16 protein-coding genes are annotated in these 18792 nt (G+C 53.5%); 15 read left to right on the plus strand and 1 reads right to left on the minus strand.

Going from position 1 to position 18792, the window contains the following annotated elements; genetic code table 11:
- Positions 1 to 106: 106 nt before the first annotated feature.
- The 11 genes from coaBC (at position 107) to spoVM (ending at position 13018) form a co-directional block, all read left to right on the plus strand.
- Positions 107 to 1339: a bifunctional phosphopantothenoylcysteine decarboxylase/phosphopantothenate--cysteine ligase CoaBC gene (gene coaBC, locus NSU01_RS14660; RefSeq protein WP_076245444.1), complete on the plus strand. Its 1233-nt coding sequence runs from the start codon at positions 107 to 109 to the stop codon at positions 1337 to 1339.
- Complete coding sequence (gene priA / locus NSU01_RS14665) at positions 1339 to 3870, plus strand: primosomal protein N' (RefSeq protein ID WP_076245446.1); 2532 nt, start codon at positions 1339 to 1341, stop codon at positions 3868 to 3870. The genes coaBC and priA overlap by 1 nt, the downstream gene beginning before the upstream one ends.
- 104 nt (positions 3871 to 3974) lie before the next feature.
- Complete coding sequence (def, locus tag NSU01_RS14670; RefSeq protein WP_042136593.1) at positions 3975 to 4460, plus strand: peptide deformylase; 486 nt, start codon at positions 3975 to 3977, stop codon at positions 4458 to 4460.
- A 5-nt stretch (positions 4461 to 4465) separates the two neighbouring features.
- On the plus strand, positions 4466 to 5407 hold the full coding sequence (gene fmt, locus NSU01_RS14675) for a methionyl-tRNA formyltransferase (RefSeq protein ID WP_076245448.1): 942 nt from the start codon (positions 4466 to 4468) through the stop codon (positions 5405 to 5407).
- Positions 5408 to 5511: 104 nt separating this feature from the next.
- Complete coding sequence (gene rsmB, locus NSU01_RS14680) at positions 5512 to 6888, plus strand: 16S rRNA (cytosine(967)-C(5))-methyltransferase RsmB (protein ID WP_076245450.1); 1377 nt, start codon at positions 5512 to 5514, stop codon at positions 6886 to 6888.
- Between the two features lie 151 nt (positions 6889 to 7039).
- The gene (rlmN, locus tag NSU01_RS14685; RefSeq protein WP_042136599.1) at positions 7040 to 8080 is read left to right on the plus strand and encodes a 23S rRNA (adenine(2503)-C(2))-methyltransferase RlmN; all 1041 of its coding nucleotides are present in this window, start codon (positions 7040 to 7042) and stop codon (positions 8078 to 8080) included.
- A gap of 6 nt (positions 8081 to 8086) precedes the next feature.
- On the plus strand, positions 8087 to 8863 hold the full coding sequence (locus NSU01_RS14690; RefSeq protein WP_039298018.1) for a Stp1/IreP family PP2C-type Ser/Thr phosphatase: 777 nt from the start codon (positions 8087 to 8089) through the stop codon (positions 8861 to 8863).
- Positions 8860 to 11070, plus strand: a complete 2211-nt coding sequence (pknB, locus tag NSU01_RS14695; protein WP_042136600.1) for a Stk1 family PASTA domain-containing Ser/Thr kinase — start codon at positions 8860 to 8862, stop codon at positions 11068 to 11070. The genes NSU01_RS14690 and pknB overlap by 4 nt, the downstream gene beginning before the upstream one ends.
- Positions 11071 to 11187: 117 nt before the next feature.
- A complete protein-coding gene (gene rsgA / locus NSU01_RS14700) occupies positions 11188 to 12093 on the plus strand; it encodes a ribosome small subunit-dependent GTPase A (RefSeq protein WP_042136602.1) in 906 nt (301 codons plus the stop codon).
- A gap of 4 nt (positions 12094 to 12097) precedes the next feature.
- Positions 12098 to 12766: a ribulose-phosphate 3-epimerase gene (rpe, locus tag NSU01_RS14705; RefSeq protein WP_042136604.1), complete on the plus strand. Its 669-nt coding sequence runs from the start codon at positions 12098 to 12100 to the stop codon at positions 12764 to 12766.
- 171 nt (positions 12767 to 12937) lie between these two features.
- The gene (spoVM, locus tag NSU01_RS14710) at positions 12938 to 13018 is read left to right on the plus strand and encodes a stage V sporulation protein SpoVM (RefSeq protein ID WP_020431362.1); all 81 of its coding nucleotides are present in this window, start codon (positions 12938 to 12940) and stop codon (positions 13016 to 13018) included.
- Between the two features lie 198 nt (positions 13019 to 13216).
- Here the strand turns inward: spoVM and rpmB are convergent, their stop codons facing one another.
- Entirely contained in the window at positions 13217 to 13405 is a 189-nt protein-coding gene (rpmB, locus tag NSU01_RS14715) for a 50S ribosomal protein L28 (protein ID WP_019911441.1), read from the minus strand.
- Positions 13406 to 13596: 191 nt separating this feature from the next.
- Here rpmB and NSU01_RS14720 point away from each other — a divergent pair, with 191 nt between their 5' ends.
- The 4 genes from NSU01_RS14720 (at position 13597) to NSU01_RS14735 (ending at position 18716) form a co-directional block, all read left to right on the plus strand.
- The gene (locus tag NSU01_RS14720) at positions 13597 to 15375 is read left to right on the plus strand and encodes a DAK2 domain-containing protein (RefSeq protein WP_076245453.1); all 1779 of its coding nucleotides are present in this window, start codon (positions 13597 to 13599) and stop codon (positions 15373 to 15375) included.
- Positions 15376 to 15435: 60 nt separating this feature from the next.
- The gene (locus tag NSU01_RS14725) at positions 15436 to 16296 is read left to right on the plus strand and encodes a DegV family protein (protein ID WP_042136608.1); all 861 of its coding nucleotides are present in this window, start codon (positions 15436 to 15438) and stop codon (positions 16294 to 16296) included.
- A 14-nt stretch (positions 16297 to 16310) separates the two neighbouring features.
- Positions 16311 to 18362: an ATP-dependent DNA helicase RecG gene (gene recG / locus NSU01_RS14730; RefSeq protein ID WP_076245456.1), complete on the plus strand. Its 2052-nt coding sequence runs from the start codon at positions 16311 to 16313 to the stop codon at positions 18360 to 18362.
- 66 nt (positions 18363 to 18428) lie between these two features.
- On the plus strand, positions 18429 to 18716 hold the full coding sequence (locus tag NSU01_RS14735; RefSeq protein WP_039298036.1) for a stage VI sporulation protein F: 288 nt from the start codon (positions 18429 to 18431) through the stop codon (positions 18714 to 18716).
- Positions 18717 to 18792: the final 76 nt, after the last annotated feature.

The raw sequence follows: 18792 nt of genomic DNA on the forward strand, positions 1-18792 counted from the left end.
GAAATCTATACAGCTTCCTTTTGACGTAAATATGAAGATTTTCATTTCTTCTTTTCATAGCGGCATATACAATGGGCACAGATTGAGGTACAGGGGGGAGATCAGTTTGAAGAGTTTACAAGGAAAGTCGATTATACTCGGAATTACAGGAGGCATTGCTGCCTATAAGGCGGCGGCCCTGACCAGCAAGCTTACCCAGCAAGGCGCCGAGGTTCATGTCATCATGACAGCGTCGGCCAAGCAGTTCATTACGGAGTTGACACTGCAGTCATTGTCGAAGCAACGGGTATACAGCGATACTTTTCAGGAACGCGACCCGTCCTCCATCTCACATATTGATCTGGCGGATTCGGCCGATCTGGTCCTGATCGCACCGGCTACCGCGAATATTATTGCCAAAATGGCGCATGGACTGGCAGATGATATGCTGTCTACTACACTGCTTGCCGCTACAGCTCCTGTAATGGTAGCCCCTGCGATGAATGTTCATATGTATCAGCATCCGGCGGTATTGAGCAATATCGATACACTCTACAACCGGGGGGTACACTTTATTGAACCGGGCGAAGGACTGCTGGCCTGCGGTTACGTGGGCAAAGGGCGGCTGGAAGAGCCGGAAGCGATCGTGAAGGTTGTGGAGAACTTCTTTGCGCTGCAGAACGACAAGAAATCCGGGCCGCTCGCTGGTAAAAAGGTAGTTGTTACCGCTGGCGGTACGGTAGAACGTATCGATCCTGTCCGTTACATTTCCAATGATTCCTCCGGAAAAATGGGCTTCGCGCTGGCACGGGCAGCACGCGCCATGGGGGCAGAGGTTACCTTGATCGCCGCGCGTACGGATGAAGCGCCGCCGCGCGATGCCGATATCCGGCTGGTCCGCGTGGAATCGGCGCAGGATATGTATGAAGCGGTCGCGGAACGCTGGGCCGATTGCGACATCCTCATTAAAGCGGCAGCTGTCGCAGATTACCGCCCGAGACACAGCGCGGAGTCCAAGATCAAAAAGAGCGGTGACACCATGACCCTTGAACTGGTGAAGACTACCGATATTCTGGAGAGTCTCGGCAAAATGAAGGATAAGCAGTTCCTGATCGGGTTTGCCGCCGAAACCGGAAATGCGGAATATTACGCCAAAGACAAGCTGGTTCGCAAGAATCTTGACCTGATCGTAGCCAACGATGTTGCAGTGGAAGGTGCCGGATTCGGCACCGATACCAACATTGTGTCAGTCTATGATGCAGACGGCCTGGTACTGGATCTTCCCTTAGCTTCCAAGGATGAGGTGGCGCGCCGGGTGCTGCAGCTCGCCGCTGAGCGTGTTGCCGGAGCCTTGTTATAATGGATATTGCCAAGGTCATTGTCGATGTTCCTGTGCGCAGCACCGACCGGCCGTTTGATTATTTGATTCCCGATTCACTGAAGCTTTGGATTGAAGTTGGCAGCAGAGTGGCGGTTCCGTTTGGACCCCGGACCGTTCAGGGCTTTGTTGTATCCCTGGAGTCGGGAGAGACCGGCAGTGTATCAAGAATGAAGCCGATTGTGGAAGTGCTCGATCTGCTGCCTCCGCTGTCGCCGGAGCTGGTAGAGCTGGGCGACTGGATGAGCCAAAGATATGCCTGCAGACGGATCTCCGCACTGCAGGCTATGCTTCCGACTGCCCTGAAGGGCAAAGCCGAGCGGCTGATCTCGCTGGGTGATGCAGAGGCAGCAGCCCATACTCCCGGAGATGAGCTGTTTCCGCTTTTCCTGGAGACTGACAACGAAGAGCAGGAGATTACTGACTTCGTCAGACGCCACGGGGAAGTATCCATGAAGCTGCTGACCCGCACCTTCCCGGAGGCTGCTGAGACTGTAAAGTTCATGGTGCGGCGCGGTGTGCTGGCGGAGAGCCAGTCGATCAAGGATAAGATGGGCAAGAAGAAGCTAAAGGCGGTTGATTTGGCCATAGGCCTCTCCGCAGCACGCGAATCCCTGTCCGGCTTCCCGGCGCGTTCGGCGCGCCAGAAGGAAGTGCTGTCCTTCCTGATCGATATGGAGGCAACACTTCCCATGCCGCTCAAGGATGTGCTGTCGGTTCTTCAGGTTACGGCCGGCACGGTGAAGGCTCTGGAGGACAAAGGGTATATTGAGATTAGTGAAATTGAAGTATACCGCGACCCCTATCAGGGACGCGATTTCAAGCCGAGCACACCCTTGCCGCTGACAGCGGAGCAAGAGGTTGTCTATAAGCGGATTGTGGGAACTGTAGAGCAGCAAACGCATGAAGTCTTCTTATTGCACGGGGTAACGGGCAGCGGGAAGACGGAGATTTATCTGCAGTGCATTCAGCGCTGTGTGGAGCAAGGGCGTCAGGCTGTAGTGCTGGTGCCGGAAATTGCCCTGACTCCACAGATGGTTGAACGGTTCAAAGGCCGGTTCGGCAGCGGGGTGGCGGTAATGCACAGCCGGCTGTCTGTCGGCGAACGCTACGACGAATGGCGCAAGATCCGTGAGGGCAAAGCGATGGTTGCTGTCGGCGCACGCTCGGCTGTGTTTGCTCCGTTTGCTAATCTGGGCCTCATTATCATGGATGAAGAGCATGAAGGCTCCTATAAGCAGGAAGAAAATCCGAAATACCATGCCCGTGATGTCGCGGTCCGCCGGGCTGAACAGGGCGGGGCAGTAGTGATTCTGGGCTCGGCTACGCCTTCACTGGAGAGCTATCACGCAGCCAGATCACAGAGCGATATTCATTTCTCGCCTATCCTGCTGGAGATGCCTAGCCGCGCACTCGGCAACGAGCTGCCCAAGGTGGCAGTGGTCGACATGCGCGACGAGCTGAAGGAAGGCAACCGCTCGATGTTCAGCCGCAGGCTGCATGCTGCGCTGGTGAGCAGGCTGGAACGCGGGGAGCAGACGGTACTTCTCTTGAACCGCAGAGGGTTCTCTACCTTCGTCATGTGCCGGAGCTGCGGATATGTCGCCGGTTGTCCAGAATGCGATATCTCGCTGACCTATCATAGCCGCAGTGACAATCTGCGCTGCCATTACTGCGGCCATGCCGAGCCGGCACCTAAGCTGTGTCCCGAATGCGGCAGCGAGCATATCCGCTTCTTCGGGACAGGAACCCAGCGGGTTGAAGAGGAGCTGGGCAAGCTGTTTCCCGGTATCCGCGTCATCCGCATGGATGTAGATACAACCACAGAGAAGGGTTCACATGAGAAGCTGCTCAACCAGTTCAGGGATAAGAAGGCCGATGTACTGCTGGGAACGCAGATGGTGGCTAAAGGGCTAGACTTCCCCGATGTTACCCTGGTCGGTGTCATCACTGCGGACTCGGCGCTGAACCTGCCGGATTTCCGGGCGGCCGAGAAGACCTTCCAGCTGCTCACACAGGTTGCCGGAAGAGCGGGCAGACATCAGCTGCCCGGCGAAGTGGTTGTGCAGTCTTATACACCGGAGCATTATTCGATCATCCATGCCAGCGGACATGATTACAGATCGTTCGTACGGGATGAACTGAAGCACCGCAAGGAGCTGCATTATCCGCCGTATTGCCGGCTGATTCTGGTTACGCTGTCGCATGAGCAGCTGCCGCTGCTGCTGAAGCTGGCGGAGAATTATGCCCTGAATATCCAGGGCAAAGCAAGGCAGCTGCGCTGGTATGGCAGTCTGGACAAGCTCTCCTCGGATGCACTGGATCTGCTGGGTCCGGTAGCGTCACCCTTGCCGCGGCTCAAAGGCCGTTACAGATTCCAGTGTATTATTAAATGGCGCGGTGCGATTGATGCGATCGGACTGGCCCGTCAGGTGGCCGAGGAGCTGGAGGACTCTGTCCGTGACAAAGGACTGCAGATCAGCATTGATGTGGACCCGCAGATGTTGATGTAATCTCCCGGCGTGTTACAATGGGTAAGGTGTTTTACTATGAAATGAAAGAATGATTTCATTTTATATACTATAGACATGTTCAGAACAAGGATGGTGTTTTTGTAATGGCAATCAGGCTGATCGTGAAAGAACCGGATGAAGTATTACACAAGAAAGCTAAGACCGTAACAACCGTAACCCCGAATGTGCAAAAACTGCTCGACGATATGGCAGATACGATGTATGACGCGGAAGGTGTTGGTCTCGCAGCTCCGCAGGTTGGAATTCTAAAGCGTCTAATCGTAATCGATGCCGATGAAGAGCATGGATTGATCAAGCTGATTAACCCTGAGATTGTCAGCATGGACGGGGAGCAGTTCGGACCTGAAGGCTGCCTGAGTATCCCCGGCCTGAACGGCGATGTACGCCGTGCAGAGACAGTAACCGTACGCGGTCTGGACCGTGAAGGCAACGAAGTTACAATTACCGGAAGCGGATTGCTTGCACGGGCATTTCAGCATGAAATCGATCACCTGAACGGTGTGCTGTTCACGGATATCGCCGAGAAGGTATATGAGTATACAGCTGAACGCAGTGAAACTGAGGAGTGAATGAAATGAAGATAGTGTTCATGGGAACGCCGGCTTTTGCGGTACCCTCCCTGCGGATGCTGCTGGAGGAGGGCTATGAGGTAGTCGCTGTGGTTACCCAGCCGGACCGTCCGCAAGGCCGCAAGAAGACGCTTGCCCCTTCACCTGTGAAAGAGGCTGCACTTGAACTGGGCTTGCCGGTTCTTCAGCCGGAACGGATGCGGCGCCCGGAGGCGGTAGCTGAACTGGCTGCCTATGAGCCGGATCTGATTGTTACAGCGGCTTACGGGCAGATTCTGCCGAAGAGTGTGCTGGAGCTGCCGAAGAACGGATGTGTGAATGTCCATGGCTCACTGCTGCCGAAATACCGCGGAGGCGCCCCGATCCAGCGCTGCATCATTAACGGTGAGAAGGTAACGGGTGTGACGCTGATGTATATGGCGGAAGGACTGGATACCGGAGATATGATCTCGCGGGTAGAGGTGCCGATTGAAGACGAGGATACCTCAGGCACCATGTTCGGGAAGCTGAGCATTGCCGGACGTGATTTACTGAAGGCGGAAATGCCGCGCCTCGCGGCTGGACGTGTAGAGGCGACGGTGCAGAATGACAGCGAAGCAACTTATGCGCCAAATCTCAGCCGCGAAGATGAACGGATCGACTGGACAGCCGGGTCACTGGCAACCTATAACCGTATCCGCGGGCTGGTACCATTCTCGGGTGCCTTCACCCTATGGAATGACGAGACCTTCAAGGTATGGGCGGCGGCGAAGCCGGATAACGGCAGTTCCGCCGGCGGCAATGCTGCTCCGGGTACAGTGCTGTCTGTAAGTGAACTAGGGGTTGAAGTGAAGACCGGCGACGGGATTCTCCTGCTGACAACCGTACAGCCTGCCGGCAAAAAAGCGATGAGTGCGGCAGATTTCAGCCGCGGCGCAAGTCTTAAGCCCGGCACGGTGCTGGGGTGAGCGCGGGCGGCAAAGGCGGCGGACCGCGTAATCCCACTGGCGGCAACGGGTCAGCGGCTTCCGGGAGCTCAGCTCCGGGTGGTCAAGCCAGAGGAGCAGGCAAGATGAAGCCGGGCGGCAAACCGCCGGCGGCAGCTTCTGCACGCGAGGTTGCGCTTGATGTTCTTGTCCGCGTAGAGCAGCAGGGGGCCTACAGCAATCTGCTGCTCGGCAGCAGCCTGCAGAAAGGCGCTCTCAGCCGTGAAGATACCGGACTGGCTACGGAGCTGGTGTATGGCACGATCTCACGGATGATTACTCTGGATTATGTTCTGGAGGGTTTTGTGAGCAAGGGAGTAGCTAAGCTTCAGCCTTGGGTGCGTAATCTGCTGCGTCTGAGCCTGTACCAGATTATGTATCTGGACCGGGTTCCTTCGCATGCAGCCGTTAATGAGGCTGTGAATATAGCCAAGAAACACGGCCATCAGGGTATCTCCGGCATGGTTAACGGCGTGCTTCGCAGCGTGCTGCGGGCCGGGGAACTGCCGGTGTTGCCGGAGGGGCTCAGCAGGGAAGAGCGGATCTCTATTGTTCATTCCCATCCGCTCTGGATGGTGCAGCGCTGGTCTGCGGAATATGGCACAGACACGGCGGAGGCCATGTGTGCTGCGAATAACGAAGCGCCTGCGGTCAGTGTCCGCGTCAATACAACTATGATCAGCCGTGAGGCGCTGCTGGCCGAGATGCTCGAAGCGGGTCTTGAGGCCTCTGAATCGAAGGTTAGCCCCTTCGGGCTGATTGTCAAGGGCGGCGGCAATATGGCTCTGACTTCCTGGTACAGGGACGGATATCTCTCAGTGCAGGATGAAAGCTCCATGCTGGTGGCTGAAGTTGTAGACCCTGTAGCAGGGATGAAGGTGCTGGACTGCTGCGCCGCTCCCGGAGGCAAAAGCGCGCATATGGGCGAGATGATGAAGGACGAAGGATCTATACTGGCCAATGATCTGCATGAGCATAAGGCGAAGCTTATCGCAGATCAGGCGGCCCGTCTGGGTCTGGAATGCATTGCTACCTTAAGCGGCGACGCACTGCAGCTGGGTGCTGCTCTTCAACCGGAATCCTTCGACCGGATTCTGCTGGATGCCCCTTGCTCGGGGCTTGGGGTGATCCGGCGCAAGCCGGATCTGAAGTGGCGGAAGCAGCCCGGAGATGTGGACAGCGTAGCTGCGCTGCAGCATGAACTGCTGCAGTCGGTCGCCGGGCTCCTGAAGCCTGGCGGTGTGCTGGTCTACAGCACCTGCACTACCGAGCAGGCGGAGAACAGCCGGATTGTCAGGGATTTCCTGGAGCATAATCCCGGGTTCGCTCCGGTCAGCTTCAAGACCGCCGTCTGGGAACGGCTTGAGGGAACCGCAATTGCCGCAGGCGATGGAATACAGCTGCTTCCCCATCATTTCGGAAGCGACGGATTCTATATTGCCCGGCTGAAGCGACTCTCGTAATATAGTGATTTCTGCATGGAATTACAGCTTCCCGCCCCGCAGAGGTTTTGCGCGGCGGGCTTTTCTTTTACCGGCTCTGGAATTTGTGTTAAAATAGGAAGAATGAGAAATAATACGCATATAATTTACGAAAGAACAGGTGCTAATAACAATGAAACCTTTAATATATGATTTTTCTTTAGAAGAGTTGCAGCAGTGGGCCAAGGATAACGGAGAGCCGGCTTTTCGCGGCGGACAGATTTTTGACTGGCTGTATGTGAAGCGGGTCAATGATTTTGAATCCATGAGCAATCTCTCCAAGGCACTGCGCGGCAAGCTGGTGGAACAATTCAGTATTTCGGCTCTGACTGAAATTACGAAGCTGGAATCCAAAGACGGTACTGTGAAATTCCTGTTCGGTCTGCATGATGATCATGCGATTGAGACAGTTATTATGAAGCACAATTACGGCAACAGCGTATGTGTAACTACCCAGGTTGGCTGCCGGATCGGCTGTACCTTCTGCGCGTCTACGCTTGGAGGTCTGAAGCGCGATTTGACCGCAGGGGAAATTGTAGCCCAGGTAGTGCGTTCCCAGCAGATTCTTGATGCCCGCGGCGAACGCGTCAGCAGCATTGTTATCATGGGCACCGGCGAACCTTTCGAGAACTACGACGCAACCATGAGATTCCTGCGCCTCATGATCCATGAGAAGGGTCTGAATATTGGCCAGCGCCATATTACAGTATCGACCAGCGGGATTGTGCCGAATATTTACAAGTTTGCTGATGAGGATACGCAGATCAATCTGGCGATCTCGATTCATGCGCCTAATGATACGCTCCGTTCCAAGCTGATGCCGGTTAACCGCCGCTATCCTTTTGATGATGTAATCGAGTCATTGCGCTATTATCAGGCCAAGACAGGCCGCCGGATCAGCTTCGAATATGCCTTGATCGGCGGCGTGAACGATCAGCCCGAGCATGCCGAGGAATTAGCGGGTGTGCTTAAGACCATGCTCTGCCATGTGAACCTGATTCCGGTTAACCATGTGCCTGAGCGCAAGTATGTACGGACTTCCCGCAATGATATCTTTGAATTTCAGCGTATACTGGCCGATCATGGCGTGAACGTTACGATCCGCCGTGAGCAAGGCCATGATATTGCGGCCGCATGCGGTCAGCTGCGTGCCAAACATATGGAGTTGGGGTGAGGATATTTGATCAGAACAGTTCAAGCCAGCGACATTGGCCGGGTACGTACCGTCAATGAGGATTCGGTCTGGATCGGCGCTACGCGCCACGGTTATACCCTCGGCATTATAGCCGACGGGATGGGGGGACATTTGGCTGGCGATACCGCGAGCAGGATTGCGCTGGAGACGGTCAGGAACATTCTGGACCAGCTGCAGCCTGATCTTCCGGAGGCAGAGCTGAAGGAGGCACTGTCAGCCGCCATATTGGAAGCCAATCACACGGTCCACAAAGAGGCTCAAAGCGATGAGAAATACCACAACATGGGGACTACCATCGTAGCTGCTCTACTGAAAGGGTCAGCGGGATACATCGGCCATATCGGAGACAGCAGGGCATATCTCATTCAGGACGGTGCTGCAATACAACTAACCGAGGACCATACGCTGGTCAATGAGCTGTTCAAGAACGGCCAGATCAGCCTGGAGGAGCTGGGCAGCCATCCGCGCCGAAATGTGCTGACCCGGGCTCTGGGGACGGATGCCGTGGTGTCTGCGGATCTGGCTTCTGTTACGCTTGCACTTGGGGAGCTTCTGCTGCTGTGCAGCGACGGACTCAGCAATTTCGTCAGCCCCGAGCATATGGCCAAGGTAGCCGGAATTCATGAGATTTCTCTGGAAGAAAGAGCGGATCGTTTACTTCAGCTGGCTTTGCTTGCCGGCGGCAACGATAATATCAGCGTTGCTATGTTAGAACACCAAGGAGAGGCCGCAGTGCCCGAGACAAAGGAGTGGGATAGATGATCGGTCACGAATTGGGCGGCCGCTACCAAGTCATCGAACGGATCGGTGGAGGTGGCATGGCGCTTGTCTACAGAGCCCATGACATTCTGCTCAACCGGAATGTTGCTATCAAAGTATTGCGCAACCAGTTTGTGCATGATGAGGAATTCATCCGCCGGTTCCGGCGGGAGGCGCAATCAGCTGCATCGTTATCTCATCCAAATGTAGTCAGCATTTACGATGTCGGCCAGGAAGATGAAGTCCATTATATTGTTATGGAATATATTGAAGGCAAGAATCTTAACGAAATCATTAAAGAGCGGGCTCCGCTGCAGGTTGACGAGTCCGTGCGGATTGCATCACAAATTTGTGATGCACTTGATCATGCGCATTTGAACCAGATTATTCACCGCGATATTAAACCTCATAATATTCTGATCGGCCGTAATGGCCGGGTTAAAGTAACGGATTTCGGGATTGCCCGGGCGGTTACGTCCACTACAATAACCCAGACGGGTTCCGTGGTCGGTTCCGTACATTATTTCTCGCCTGAGCATGCCAAAGGCGTGACCACAGGAGAGAAGTCCGACCTCTATTCTCTGGGGATCGTGCTCTATCAGATGCTTACCGGGGTGCTGCCTTTTCTGGGGGAAAGCCCGATTAGTGTAGCACTGAAGCATCTGCAGGAGGAATTTGAGGAGCCGCGCCTGCTGAATCCGCTGATTCCGCAAAGCGTGGAGAATGTAATCCTGAGATCAATGCGCAAGAATCCGGAAGAACGGTATCAGTCCGCCAAGCAAATGCTGCAGGATCTGGAGACCTGTCTGCTGCCAGAACGGCGGAGCGAGTCCAAGGTCTTATTCGATGACGAAGAGGACGAGGACAGAACACGGGTAATTCCTGCAATCAAACCGCTCCAGCGGGGGCTGGGCAGCCGTGGCGGCGGGGGAGAGGAACGTGTCCGCAGTATGGAGGATGCTCCGCCTCCTCCACCCGGCAAGCGCAAATCGGGCCGCGCGGCGCTGTGGATCAGTCTTACCCTGATACTGCTGATCGCCATGGGCGGGGTCGTCTGGTATGTCAACTCCAAATTGTCCGTGGATGAAGTGGCGGTGCCGGTTGTTACCGGTATTTCTTTTGAGCAAGCCAAAGCTGCCCTTGAAGAGGTAGGCTTGTTCGCAGAAGAGCCGCCGGTGCAGGCATACAACCCGAATTTTGCAGAAAATATCGTCTGGAAACAGAGCAAGACTGACACGATGGTCAAGGAAGGGACGCATATTATTCTGACGGTAAGTACCGCCAAGGTTCTGCCTAAGCTTAAGGATGTTTCTAATATGAGCTATGATGATGCAGTCAAGGAACTAATTGCACTGGGAATTGCACAGGATAGAATCACTCCGGACGAACGTTTCAGTGAGGAATTTGAGAAGGGCAAAGTAATCAGCTCTGAGCCTGAGGCAAATAGTGAGTATGATCCTGAGACTATAACGGTTAAGCTGATCGTGAGTAAAGGGAAAGAGAGCACCAATATGCCGGGCCTCCTTGGAATGACGGAGAAGGAAGCGAAGGCAGCGATTGAGAAAGCCGGCCTTGTGCTGGATGAAATTAAGGAAGAGCCCAGCTTCACGTATGAGAAGGGCAAAGTCACGAAGCAATGGGCGTATGAGGAAGGAGATCAGGTTACTCCCGGGGAGAAAATAACCATTTACCTCAGTACAGGTTATCCTCCGGAAGCACTGGAATATACCTTTAACGTACCGGTTGCACCAGCAGTGGACGGACAGAAGAGCAAAATCCGCATTGTCTTTGCAGATGCGCGTAATAATGGCGAGAACCAGGAGTGGGGCACACGCACAATTGGCAAAAGTCAGACCTTATCCGTGAACATGTTGCTTGCTCCCAACAAGGATGGGATGGTATCCGTATACCGGGACGGGGATTTCCTCGAGACTTATCCTATAACTTACGTGGATGTCAAGAATAATAATGTGCAGACGCCTGAACCGCCTCCGGTTCAGACACAGACACCTGAGCCGACCGTTGCACCGACCGAGACTCCTGTTGAGCCGACAATCGAACCGGAGATTCTGCCGCCGGGCACCGGAGAGGGCGAAGAGACAGGTGCAGGTGATCAGACGGGCTTCGTACCAGGTAAAGACAACAATAATAAACTGATTGCCGCTTCCCCTGGAAATGGCAAGGGCAAAGGCAAGGACAAGAATAAATAAAAAGAGATAAGCTTCAGCGGGGCGGTGGCAACACCATTACAGCTGGAGCGGCGAAATGACCCGGGGATATAATCTTGGGTCATTTGCGCAAAATCAGGAGAGGAAGGCTTAATATGTATGCCTGAAGGAATCATTATCAAAGCGCTGAGCGGATATTATTATGTGAAGCCGCTTAAGGATGGACTCATCGCAACGGAGGAACAGGCTGTACAATGCCGGGGACGCGGAATACTTAAGAAAAGAGGAATAGCTCCTCTGGTAGGTGACCGGATTATCTATATGCTGACCGAGAACGGGGAGGGGATGGTGGATGAACTGCTCCCCCGTGATTCTGAACTGATCCGTCCGCAGGTAGCGAACGTGAAGCTGGCCGTACTGCTGTTCTCTGTACGGGAACCGGATATGAACCTCAACCTGCTGGACAAATTCCTCGTTCATATCGAGCATTCCGGACTGGACACGCTGATTGTACTGACCAAGCAGGATCTGGCGGATGATGAGGGCCAGGCTACAGAAGCAGTCAAAGCTCTCTATGAACAAATTGGCTATGAAGTAATGGTTACGAGCTCACTAAACGGATCAGGCGCCGATGAGCTGCGGAAGCGATTGGGCGGAATCATCAGTGTATTCTCAGGCCAGTCCGGCGTAGGGAAGTCAACCCTGCTGAACCGCCTCGTACCGGGCCTTGAGCTGGAGACAGGTGAAATCAGCATGCGGCTTGGCCGCGGGCGTCATACGACACGTCACGTTGAATTGATGGATATCGGGAATGGCGGTTTCGTAGCCGATACACCGGGGTTCAGCCAGCTGGACTTTCTGGAGCTGGGTGTGGATGAATTGTCCGAATGCTTCCGTGAGTTCGCTTCCTATGCGGAGAATTGCAAATTCCGCGGCTGCAGCCATCTTCACGAACCGGGCTGCAAGGTGATAGAAGCATTGCAGGCTGGAGAGATTGCGGACAGCCGCTATGAGCATTACAAGCTGTTCTACAACGAAATGAAAGATAAAAAGCGGAGGTACTAAACACATGGTTATTATTGCTCCTTCCATATTGTCAGCAGATTTTGCCGCACTTGGCGCAGAAGTCACGGAAGCCGAAGCCAGCGGTGCAGACTGGATTCATGTAGATGTGATGGACGGTCATTTTGTGCCGAATATTACCCTGGGTCCTGCCATTGTGGCAGCGGTCAAAGCCCATACTTCACTGCCGCTTGATGTTCATTTGATGATCGAGAATCCGGAACGGTATATTGCTGATTTTGCCGCCGCAGGGGCGGCTGTAATTACCGTCCATGCAGAAGCTTGTGTACACCTGCACCGGGTGGTTCATCAGATCAAGGAGCTCGGCCTGATGGCCGGTGTGGCGATTAATCCGGGTACTCCGGCAGCTGCTGTGCGTGAGGTTCTCGAGGATGTTGATCTGGTGCTGGTCATGACAGTGAATCCGGGGTTTGGCGGACAAGCCTTCATTCCGCGTACGCTGCATAAGATTACACAGCTTAGAGAATGGGCCGGTGAGATCAATCACAAGGGGCTGCGTATTGAGGTGGACGGAGGAATTGCCGAAGCTACAGCACCTCTCGTGGCTCAAGCAGGGGCTGATGTATTGGTAGCGGGCAATGCGGTCTTTGGACGCAGTGACCGCGCAGGTGCAATCCGGGCGATCCGCGAGGCGGCGGATGGTGCTGTCCTTTAATCGCGAGTGCTTAGGTATAGGCCAAGTTATACCCGCATAAATATGGTTACATGAGCAGAAATCTCATGTAGCCTTTTTTTGTACAATAAGGGAGGTCTGCAGTTCGTTGGCATACACATCATGACAGGATAGTCTCCTACTGCATGGCATGAATTGATGGGAGGGTTAATCATGAAATTTTACACGTTCAAGCTGCCAAGATTTTTGGGAGGTTTTGTTAAAGCGATTTTGAACACTTTTCAGAAGAGCTGAGCGAGGCAGAACAGAAAACATGAAAAAAAGCACCTTACGAATGTAAAGGGTGCTTTTTGCTTCAAATATAAGACTTTATATGCTTTGCACTATAAAGTGTCCTTCTATTTCTCGCTGAAACGGATACCGTCTATTTAAGGACGGCATGTCCGTTTCTACTTGATATGAGATATCGCTAGGCCCTAGAATAATCCAAGACTAAACGCGTTCAACTTTACCGGCTTTCAAAGCACGGGTGCTGACGTACACGCGTTTCGGTTTGCCGTTCACTAGGATACGGACCTTCTGAACGTTAACTCCCCAAGAGCGACGGTTGCGGTTGTTTGCGTGAGACACGTGGTTGCCGCTGCCCGGTTTCTTGCCTGTTACTGTACATTTGCGGGACATAGATTACACCTCCTTGTTACTTACACCTGCGTAAAACAATACTTAAATATAATATCACAGCAAAATTTGCTACGTCAACCGATTCAAAAACATTTATTTCTTTAGACTCTTATAGTACAATATAAATTAGTGCATTATGTCCAGTTAATCATAGAATTGATTAGGCATGAAGTTAGGAAGGGGAATTCTCATTGAGTAAGCGTTCTATAAACGGGACAGATTTTACCGCAATGGTACTCGCCGGTGCGGAAAAGCTGCAGCAGCATGCGGAGCATGTCAATTCTTTAAATGTTTTTCCGGTTCCGGATGGAGACACGGGAACCAACATGAATTTGACGATGACCGCTGGCGCGAATGAATTGAAGAAAAATAATACTGCCTCTGTAGGCCAATGTGCAGGAGTACTCTCCAAAGGACTCTTGATGGGCGCGCGGGGGAACTCCGGCGTTATTTTGTCGCAGTTATTCAGAGGTCTTGGACGTTATGCAGCCCAATATGAAGAATTGAACACGCAGCAGTTCGCTGCAGCACTGCAGACTGGCGTTGATACAGCCTACAAAGCAGTGGTTAAACCGGTTGAAGGCACGATTCTTACCGTCGCCAAGGAAGCTGCGAGACATGCAGTGTATTATGCGCGCCGTACAACGGATGTTACTGAGCTTATGACCGAAGTATTGGCCAAAGCCAAGGAAGCGCTAGCCAATACACCTGAACTTCTGCCTGTGCTCAAGCAGGTCGGTGTTGTGGATTCCGGCGGTCAGGGTCTGGTCTACATCTATGAAGGTTTCCACCAGTATCTGACCAGCGGATCAGCCGCTGTACAGACACCTGTACAAGGACAAGCCTCAGTTCCTGCACCAATTCCTGCAGCAGTACTGACTAAACCTGAGAACGTATTGTCCTCCGTACAGTCTTCCGCCCAATCCCAGCTTTCTACGGAAGACATCGAATTTCTATATGATATGGAATTTTTCATCAACCGCCAGCTTGACGCATCTGTGAAATCAGATTTTGATGAGGAAGTTTTTCGGAAAGCGTTGTCAGTTAACGGTGACTCCATTATCGTAATTTCGGATGATGAGACCATCAAGGTGCATGTGCACTCGAAGACTCCCGGCGAGGTGCTTAACCTGGCGCTGCTGCATGGTGAGATCACACAGATTCACATTCTTAACATGCGTGAGCAGCACCGCGATCTGTTGACAGCCGGAATGGATATTGCTCCAATGCCGGATGTATTCGCCGATATTCCGGAAGAGAAGGCCAGCGTACAGTCGCCTGCAGTTCCTCCTGCGGATGATCTGGCGCCATACGGCTTCATCGCAGTCTCTTCGGGAGATGGAATCTCTGATATCTTCCGCAGTCTTGGCGTGGATGCCATCCTGGCCGGCGGCCAGACGATGAATCCTAGCACGGAGGATTTCGTTAATGCGATATCTTCTATTTCAGCGAAGCATATCTACATTTTGCCGAATAACTCCAATATAGTACTGGCTGCGCAGCAGGCCAAGGAGCTGCTGGAAGGCGAACGTGACATCACGGTTATCCCTAGCAAGAGTATTCCCCAGGGAATCTCGGCCGCCTTTGCTTTCCAGGAAGAGGAAGCGGTAGATGCCAACACAAGCAATATGCTGGAGGCAATTGCACAGGTCAAATCGGGACAGGTTACCAATGCCGTGCGGGATACAGTCATTGAAGAGCTGGAGATCAAAGCCGGGCAGTATATCGGAATCTCGAACTCCAAGATCGTTGCTGCCGCCGATGAATTGCTTGCTGTAAGCAAGCAGCTGCTGGCTAGCATGCTGGTGAACGGTGACGAGATTGTGACGCTGCTGACAGGTGCAGATGCCGAAGCAGACGTTACGGATTCCCTCAGCACATGGCTGGAAGAAACGTACCCGCAGGTTGAAGTAGAAGTTCATGATGGAGGCCAGCCGCTGTATTACTATCTTTTCTCAGTGGAGCCATAGACATCTTAGACCTAAGCAAGCAGAGTGGATCAGCTAAATCATAGTATGGGGAGGAAATCCATGAATCGTACCGTAATCGTTACCGACAGCACTTCCGATATCCCGCCAGCCTTGGCGGATCAGTTCGGCATTGAAGTCGTTCCGCTGACACTGATGTTCGGCGAAGAGGCTTTCCGGGATAATCTGGATATGACTCCGGAGCAGTTCTATGAGCGTCTTCCCCGCTCGCCGCAGTTGCCGACCACCTCACAGCCGTCGCCGGTCGAATATATGAACGTGTACCGCAGCATTCAGGAACGTTATCCGGGCAGTCCGATCCTGTCCTTCCATATCTCCTCCGGACTTAGCGGAACCTATCAATCTGCTGTCCTGGCCAAATCCATGCTGGAAGAGGAAGGGGAGTCGGTCACCGTGGTTGACTCCCTGTCCGCTTCCTACGGATTCGGGTTCATGGTAGTGGAAGCCGCTAGATTGGCCGGGCAGGGTAAGGCACCGGAGGAAATTCTGGAGCAGGTAGAGAGTATGCGCAAGTCGCGCAAGCTGTACTTCCTGGTGGATACGCTGGAATATCTCCAGAAGGGCGGCAGAATCGGCAAAGCGTCCGCCATCCTGGGTACGCTGCTCAATATCAAGCCGATCCTGTCGATCGATGCAGAAGGAATCATCTATGCGGTAGAGAAGGTTAGAGGCCGCAAGAAGGCAGTTGCCCGCATGATCGAGCTGTTCAAGGCGGATCTGCCGGGTGTGAACAAAATCAATGTGGCCGTGGGTCATACGGCTGAACCGGCTTCCGGCGAAGAATTCCTGAGGGAATTGTCCGGGCATTTCACCTTGGAAGAGAAGGTACTGACCAACATTGGACCTGTCGTAGGCAGCCATGTCGGCAACGGGACCTTAGCCGTATTCATCTGGCCCGCCTAGTATAGGGGATGAACATGGTGCTGGCTTTGGAATCAATTGAAGTGAAACAAATAACTGGCGTGAGCGCTCAAAAGCAAGGCGAGCTTCACGCCTTTGGCGTCTTTACAGTGAAGGATTTGCTGGAATACTACCCGTTCCGTTATGAGGATTTCCGGCCTAAGTCTCTTAGTGAAGTTAAGCATGGCGATAAAGCAACCGTCGTAGCTAAGGTAATCGGCATTCCGGTGCTGCAGCGCTTCGGGGGCAAATCACGTATGAGCTGCAAGATGGTGGCCGAGCCGTGGATGTTCACGGCAACATGGTTCAATCAGCATTATGCACGTGAGCAGCTGACAGTAGGCCGCGAAGTAGTATTAACCGGGAAATGGGACCAGAAACGCAATCAGATTACTGTAACCAATTATGAATTTCCGGACCGGGGAGAAGGCAAGACGGGAACCTTGCAGCCGGTGTACTCTGTAGGCGGCAAGATCACACAATCCTGGATCCGCAAAGTCATAGGCCAGGCCCTGCAGCAGTATGGAGAGCTGATTCCGGAAATCCTCCCGCACAGTATTATGCGCAAGTATGATTTCATGTCGCGTAAAAAGGCAATTGCTACGATCCACCAGCCGGAGGATACACGCGAAGGACAGCAGGGAAGGCGCAGGATGGTCTATGAGGAGCTATTCTTGTTCCAGCTCAAGGTACAGGCCTTCCGTGTACTGAACCGCGGCAGAATGGACGGTGTGGTCCATACAGTGGATAACGCCACAGTCCGCCAGTTTGTGCGGAGCCTGCCGTTTGAACTGACGGACGCCCAGAAGCATGTGGAACTGGAGATTCTGCATGACATGCGCTCAGGGTACTGTATGAACAGGCTGCTGCAAGGGGATGTAGGCTCCGGCAAAACCGTTCTGGCGGCTATTGCACTGTATGCGACCGTAAGATCGGGATTTCAGGGGGCACTGATGGTGCCGACTGAGATTCTGGCCGAACAGCATATACGCTCGCTCACCAGAATGTTTGAACCGTTCGGCATTACAGTCGGTCTGCTGACCGGCAGTGTGAACGGACGCAAACGTAAGGATCTGCTGGCTTCTCTGCAGCTGGGAATGCTGGATGTGGTCGTCGGAACCCATGCCTTAATTCAGGATGATGTCTTCTTCCGCAGTCTGGGACTTGTAGTCACAGATGAGCAGCACCGTTTCGGGGTGAACCAGCGCAGTGTCCTGCGGCGCAAGGGCTACAACCCGGATGTGCTGACGATGACGGCCACCCCGATTCCGCGTACGCTGGCGATCACTGTTTTTGGCGATATGGATGTGTCTACGCTGTCCGAACGGCCAAAAGGGCGTGTACCGATTACGACCTACTGGGTGAAGCCTGATCTGATGGAGCGGGTATTGAATCTGATCAGCCGTGAGATCGACCAGGGGCGGCAGGCCTATCTGATCTGCCCGCTTATTGAGGAGTCGGAGAAGCTGGATGTGCAGAATGCGATTGATCTGCATGTTCAGATGTCGCAGGCTTTCCCGAACTATAAGGTTGGGCTGCTTCACGGGCGGATGACGCCTGCAGAGAAGGATGAAGTAATGCGCGCCTTCTACAGCAATGAGCTGCAGCTGTTAGTCTCTACTACGGTCGTTGAGGTGGGTGTGGATGTACCGAATGCCACATTGATGATCATTATGGATGCCGACCGCTTCGGCCTGTCACAGCTGCATCAGCTGCGCGGACGGGTCGGCAGAGGGGAACATGCGTCCTACTGCGTGCTGATGGCAGATCCCAAATCGGAAATTGGCAGAGAGCGGATGACGGCGATGACGGATACGGATGACGGCTTCGAGGTGTCCCGGCGTGATCTGGAGCTGCGGGGACCGGGGGATTTCTTCGGGACGAAGCAGAGCGGGCTGCCGGAATTCCGGCTGGCGGATATGACGGCTGATTTCGAGACGCTGGAACTGGCGCGTGATGACGCGGCAGAGCTGCTGCGGGATGCCGCGTTCTGGACATCGGCGGATTATGCTCCGCTGCGCGGGTATTTGCAGCAGGAGCAAATATTCCAGGGAGATTTAATTGACTGATTAGGCACATGCGGAGACCGGCCCTCATATACTGTGAATGATTGGATATGACGGGAGGTGCTATGCTTGGGTTATCAGCAATTCGGAATCAGTCCTGCGCTGGTGGATCGCATTAAGCTGAAGATGAAGAATCCGGCGGTTAAGGAACGCATCAAGAATATGATCAACGGAATTTCCAAGCAAGAGCTGCAGGACACTGCCGTTGTGCGCAGGCTGGTGCGCAACGCTTCTGCAGTGATGAATGAGAAGCTGACGTCCTCGCAGGAAGAGCAAATTGTTAAATTTGTGATTGCCCAGAAGATTGATCCGGGCAACACCTTTCACCTGATCCGCTTATGGGGAATGTTCCGCTGAAAGAGCGGAGCCTGCCCTTGCCTGATCTAACCAAAAAGCGTTCCCGCAACTAAATGCGGGAACGCTTTTTGGTTGA

The sequence above is a fragment of the Paenibacillus sp. FSL H8-0259 genome (assembly GCF_037963255.1).
GTDB classification, from domain to species: Bacteria; Bacillota; Bacilli; order Paenibacillales; family Paenibacillaceae; genus Paenibacillus_AQ; species Paenibacillus_AQ phytohabitans.

What these genes read in the sequence shown, in the direction of transcription:
- priA (WP_076245446.1), top strand. Translation starts at nt 1,339, where the DNA reads ATGGATATTGCCAAGGTCATTGTCGATGTTCCTGTGCGCAGCACCGAC.
- def (WP_042136593.1), top strand. Translation starts at nt 3,975, where the DNA reads ATGGCAATCAGGCTGATCGTGAAAGAACCGGATGAAGTATTACACAAG.
- fmt (WP_076245448.1), top strand. Translation starts at nt 4,466, where the DNA reads ATGAAGATAGTGTTCATGGGAACGCCGGCTTTTGCGGTACCCTCCCTG.
- rsmB (WP_076245450.1), top strand. Translation starts at nt 5,512, where the DNA reads ATGAAGCCGGGCGGCAAACCGCCGGCGGCAGCTTCTGCACGCGAGGTT.
- rlmN (WP_042136599.1), top strand. Translation starts at nt 7,040, where the DNA reads ATGAAACCTTTAATATATGATTTTTCTTTAGAAGAGTTGCAGCAGTGG.
- pknB (WP_042136600.1), top strand. Translation starts at nt 8,860, where the DNA reads ATGATCGGTCACGAATTGGGCGGCCGCTACCAAGTCATCGAACGGATC.
- rsgA (WP_042136602.1), top strand. Translation starts at nt 11,188, where the DNA reads ATGCCTGAAGGAATCATTATCAAAGCGCTGAGCGGATATTATTATGTG.
- rpe (WP_042136604.1), top strand. Translation starts at nt 12,098, where the DNA reads ATGGTTATTATTGCTCCTTCCATATTGTCAGCAGATTTTGCCGCACTT.
- spoVM (WP_020431362.1), top strand. Translation starts at nt 12,938, where the DNA reads ATGAAATTTTACACGTTCAAGCTGCCAAGATTTTTGGGAGGTTTTGTT.
- rpmB (WP_019911441.1), bottom strand. Translation starts at nt 13,405, where the DNA reads ATGTCCCGCAAATGTACAGTAACAGGCAAGAAACCGGGCAGCGGCAAC.
- NSU01_RS14725 (WP_042136608.1), top strand. Translation starts at nt 15,436, where the DNA reads ATGAATCGTACCGTAATCGTTACCGACAGCACTTCCGATATCCCGCCA.
- recG (WP_076245456.1), top strand. Translation starts at nt 16,311, where the DNA reads ATGGTGCTGGCTTTGGAATCAATTGAAGTGAAACAAATAACTGGCGTG.